At 70.3% G+C, this 4,825-nt stretch carries 3 protein-coding genes and 1 pseudogene; all 4 read right to left on the reverse strand.

From position 1 onward, the window contains the following. Nucleotides 1-310 (reverse strand): annotated as a pseudogene (locus VF697_RS37510) (hypothetical protein); the annotation flags it as partial. A 23-nt stretch (nucleotides 311-333) separates the two neighbouring features. Continuing rightward, entirely contained in the window at nucleotides 334-1,059 is a 726-nt protein-coding gene (locus VF697_RS37515; protein WP_331102765.1) for a glutathione S-transferase family protein, read from the reverse strand. Nucleotides 1,060-1,069: 10 nt separating this feature from the next. After that, entirely contained in the window at nucleotides 1,070-3,301 is a 2,232-nt protein-coding gene (locus tag VF697_RS37520) for a molybdopterin oxidoreductase family protein (RefSeq protein WP_331102767.1), read from the reverse strand. 9 nt (nucleotides 3,302-3,310) lie between these two features. Further along, a partial coding sequence (locus tag VF697_RS37525; RefSeq protein ID WP_331102768.1) for an HYR domain-containing protein occupies nucleotides 3,311-4,825 on the reverse strand: 1,515 nt, incomplete at its 5' end.

Genomic DNA, 4,825 nt, shown 5'->3' on the forward strand with positions numbered 1-4,825 from the left:
CGGGGATGCTCCAGGCGGGCGCGTGGTGGAGGCGCTTGCCCGGCCAGCGCTCCCGGGCGCGCTCGAGCATCTTCTCGCTCAAGTCGAGCCCCTCGCTCGCGAGCTCCAGGAAGCGGCCCGTTCCGCAGGCGAGGTCGAGCACCCGCGGGCCCTGGAGCCACGCGCGCAGCACCCGCCGCTCCAGCCCGTCCAGGTAGGCGCCGTACGAGTTGCCGAACCGATCCGCGTCGTACGTCGGCGCCAGGGCGTCGTAGTAGGCGACGACCTCGCGGACCCTCGCGGCCGGCTCCTCGGGCATCTCCAGGCTCATCGTGGTGGCTCGGGGGCGGAGGACTAGGCGGCCTTGCTGCCGGAAGGCTTCCAGTTGGCGAAGAAGCGCCTCTTGAAGCGGGCGCAGTACTCCACCAGGGTGCCCTGGGAGAGGGTGTACTGCTTGAGCTCCGAGTCCACCGGGAAGGCGATGAGGCCCACGAGGAACGCGTAGACCGTCGCGTCGTAGGAGGTGGGGGTCTCGCCGAGGAGGAAGGGCTTGTTGCCCAGCAGCGTGGCCAGCGCGGAGATGTCCTGCTTGCCCAGGTGCTGGACCTCGTCGAAGCTGTGGCGGCCCATGCCCTGGTTGTGGAGGACCTTGAGCATCCTCCGGCGGAGCACCGGCATCATGACGTTGCTCACCACCACCGGCAGCATCGTCTCCAGCACCGGCACGTACGCCCTCCAGCCCGGCTCATCCACCCAGCGCATGTAGACGATGTTCCAGTAGGTGGACTCCTCCAGCATGCGCCGGACCGTGTGGCCGATCGCCACCTGCTCCGGGGTCAGCTTCCCATCGAGCGTGTCCCCATATCTCTGCTTGAGGTGCTCGATGATGAAGCCCGAGTCGCCCATGAGCTGCCCCTCGATCTCGATGTAGGGCACCTTGCCCTTGGGGGCCTTGCGGAGATCCGCCGGCTTCACCTCGTAGGGCAGGCCGATCATCCGCAGATACGACTCCAACTTGACGCAGAACGGGCTGAGGTTGGGAGTGCCCCAGGCCACGGGGGTCTGATAGAGGGTGATCATCGCTGTAGTCTCATCCAGTCACGGACTGGTTTCGTTGCTGTTCCGTCTCGATACGAATCATCTGGGCGGGCTGGACGCGCACCTGGACTCCATTGAACGCGGCGTTGCCACTGACCGCATCCAGGACGCGGTCATCCGTGAGGTCGTTGATGCTCACGCCCGCATGCTCTCCGGCCACTCGCAGCCGGACGCCCTCGCGCCCGTGCCCATAGCCGTGAGGCAGGCTCACCACGCCGGGCATCACCTCGTCCGTCACGCTCACGGGCGCCCGCACCTCGCCGACGCGTGAGGTGATGACGGCCTCGCCCCCCTCGACCAGCCCCAGCCGCAGGGCGTCCTCGGGGTGGACCATCAGCGTGCAGCGCGGCTTGCCGCTGACGAGCCGGGGCACGTTGTGCAGCCACGAGTTGTTGTCCCGCAGGTGGCGCCGGCCGATGAGCAGCAGCGTCCCCTCGTCGGTGGCCCCCGCGCCCTCCGGGAAGGCCTGGCGCAGCCGCTGGACGTCCGCCACCAGCAGGTCGGGCGTCAGGTGGATGCGGCGGTCCTTCGTGGCCAGCCGCTTGGGGAGGCTCGGCTTCAACGGGCCCAGGTCCACGCCATGCGGCTGGGCCCGGAGGCTCGCGAGGTTCAGCCCCTTGCGGAACGGGCGGAGCCGCAGGCCGTACGGACCGGCGCGCAGCCCCAGGTCCAGCAGGCCGTCGGGGCCGAGCGCCTTGAGCGCGCGGTAGGTCAACCCTCCCTTCACGCGGGGCTCTCCGCGCAGCACCTCCAGGCGGTGCTTCAGCTCCAGGAAGATCTCCCAGTCGTGGCGCGAGTCCGGGCCCGGCTCGAAGAGCGGTGGCGAGTACTTCGCCGTGTTGCGCACCGCGAGCACGTGGAAGGCGAGGTCGTAGTGGCTCCGCTCGAGCTGGGTGCTGGGGGGGAGGATGATGTGCGCGTGCCGCGTCGTCTCGTTGATGTACGGGTCGATGCACACCATGAAGTCGAGGGACGCGAAGGCCTTGTCGAGCTGACGCCCGTTGGGGGTGGACACCACCGGGTTGCCCGCGGAGGTGAGCATCGCGCGGATGCGTCCGGGGCCCTCGGTGAGGATCTCCTCGCCGAGCGCGGCCACCGGCAGCTCGCCGGCGAACTCGGGCAGCCCGCGCACCCGGCTCCTCCAGCGTCCGTAGCTGCCGGGGCTCATGCCCAGCGCGCGAGGCCCGCCCACGAGGTCGAAGGCCGGCCGCGTGAACAGGGCCCCGCCCTCGCGGTCGAGGTTGCCCGTCACCACGTTGATGACGTTGATGAGCCACTGGCACATCGCGCCGAAGAAGTGCGTGGAGACGCCCACGCGGCCGTAGCAGACGGCGGCCTCCGCGGCGGCCAGCTCCCGGGCGATCCGCCGGGTGGTGTCCGCCGGCACGCCGGTGTGGGGCGCGGCCCGCTCGGGGGTGAAGTCGCGCGCCAGTTCCTGGACGGTGGCCAGGCCCTCGGCGAACTCCGCGAGTCGCCCGAGCTTCGGGCCCGCCTCCTGCAGCAGGACATTCAGGAGCGAGAAGAGCCACAGCGCATCGGTGCCGGGGCGGATGAAGACGTGCTCGTCCGCGACGCGGGCGGTCTCCGTCTTGCGCGGGTCCACCACCACCACCTTGCCACCGCGCTTCTGGATGGCCTTGAGCCGGTCTCGCACGCCCGGCGCGCTCATCAGGCTGCCGTTGGAGGCGAGCGGGTTGGCCCCGAGGATGAGCATGAAGCGCGTGTGATCGATGTCCGGGATGGGGATGAGGAACTGGTGCCCGAACATCAGATAGGCGGCGAGCTGGTGGGGGAGCTGGTCCACCGACGACGCGGAGAACTTGTTGCGCGTGCGCAGCGTCCGCAGGAGCAGCGGCAGGAACATCAGCGCGCCGTGGTCGTGGACGGTGGGGTTGCCCACGTACACGCCGAGCGCCTCCTTGCCGTGCTCCCGCTGGAGGGCGTGGAGCCGCCGCGCGACCTCGTCCAGGGCCTCGTCCCACGAGATGGGCTCCCAGCCGGTGGCGGTGCGCCGGACGGGTTGGCGCAGCCGGTCCGGGTCCTCATGCAGATCCTGGAGCGCCACGGCCTTGGGGCAGATGTGGCCCTTGCTGAACGGATCCTCCTCGTCCCCCCGGATGGAGGTGACGCGGCCGCCGGCGGTCTCGATCCGGAGGCCGCACATGGCCTCACAGAGGTTGCAGGTGCGGAAGTGCGGCTCGGTGGGTGAGGAGGACGTGCTCATGAGGGTCCTTTACAGACCACGAGAGGAGGGAGACCGGCGGCGGGCGGAAACGGCCACGAGCAACAGCAGGCCCACCCATACCAGGGTGTGGGTGGGACCCGGCGCGGAGGAACAGCCACCGGCGACTTTTTCGACGTGGACGTTGAACGAGCACTGGGCCGTGTTGCCGGAGGCGTCCTTCGCCGTCACCTCCACCGCCGTGTCACCCGGCTGGAAGAGGCTGCCGCTCGCCGGGGACATGGTGAGGTCCGGCGAGGTCGTCACCCGGTCCGTGACGGAGGCCTGGGGCAGCTGCACCGCCACGGCCCCCTTCGCGCCGGGCGTGATGCTCACGTCCTGCGGGCAGGTGAGCAGCGGGGGCAGGGTGTCGCGCACCGCGACGGAGAAGCTGCACTCGGAAGTGTTGCCCGCGGCGTCCTGGGCCCGCACCCGCACGGAGGTCTCTCCCACCGGGAAGGTGGTGCCCGAGGCGTGGCTGAGCTGGACGGTGGCGTTGGAGACGGTGTCCACGGCGTTGGCCACGGTGAAGTCCACCGGCGAGCCCGAGGGCCCCGTGGCCTCGAGTTGGAGGGTGGCCGGGCACTTGAGCGTGGGCGCCGTGGTGTCGCGGACGATGACCTGGAAGGTGCAGCTCGAGCGGTTCTTGGCCCCATCCGTGGCCGTCGCCGTGACGGTCGTGCTCCCGAGCGGGAAGCCGCTCCCGGCCACGCGGTCGTAGGAGATGCTCGGCAAGGAGGCCACGTCCGAGGCCGTGGCGGCCGGCCAGGTGGCGGTGGCTCCATTCGCGTTCACGGCCTCGACGATCTGGTTCGCCGGGCACGTCACCACCGAAGCCGTCGTGTCGCGCACGAGGACGGTGAAGGAACACTGGTTGCTGTTGCCCGCGGCGTCGGTGGCCGTCACCGTCACCTTCGTGGCGCCCTGCGCGAAGAGTCCGCCGGACTCATGGTCCACGGTGACGGTCGGCTCGCGGGTGACGATGTCGGAGGCGATGGGGTCGGAGAAGGTGACCACCGCGCCGTCCAGGCTCGTCGCCTCCACCGTGGCATCTTCGGGGCACACGGGCTCCGGCGGCAGGTTGTCCCGCACCGTCACGGTGAAGTCGCACGTGGCGACCAGGCCGGCCGCGTCGCGCGCGGTCGCGGTCACCACGGTCGTGCCGAAGGGGAAGAACCCACTCGGCCCATGGCTGTAGGAGAGGGCGAACTCGGTGTCATCCTCGGCCTGCGCCTCCGGCAGGTGGGCCAGCGCGCCCAGGGGCTGCTGGGCCTCGACGACCTGGTTCGCCGGGCAGGTGATTTGGGGAGGGCTGCTGTTGGTGAGCAGGGCCCGGGGCATGAGCCACGGCTCGCGCCCGTGCCGTCCATCGTTCGCGCCGAAGACGATGAAGTCCCCGAAGAAGGTGAAGGACTCGGGGTTCGAGCTCAGCTGCCCGGGGGCGATGTCGTGCAGCACGAAGGTACCTGCTTCGGTGCCGTCCGAGCGCCACAGCTCGGTCCCGTTCACGCCGTCGTTGGCGGCGAA

Source organism: Archangium sp., assembly GCF_036388035.1.
Lineage (GTDB): Bacteria > Myxococcota > Myxococcia > Myxococcales > Myxococcaceae > Archangium.

Bases quoted from the DNA above. Each gene is read 5' to 3' on its own strand.
- VF697_RS37520 (WP_331102767.1), bottom strand. From the start codon at position 3,301: ATGAGCACGTCCTCCTCACCCACCGAGCCGCACTTCCGCACCTGCAAC.
- VF697_RS37515 (WP_331102765.1), bottom strand. From the start codon at position 1,059: ATGATCACCCTCTATCAGACCCCCGTGGCCTGGGGCACTCCCAACCTC.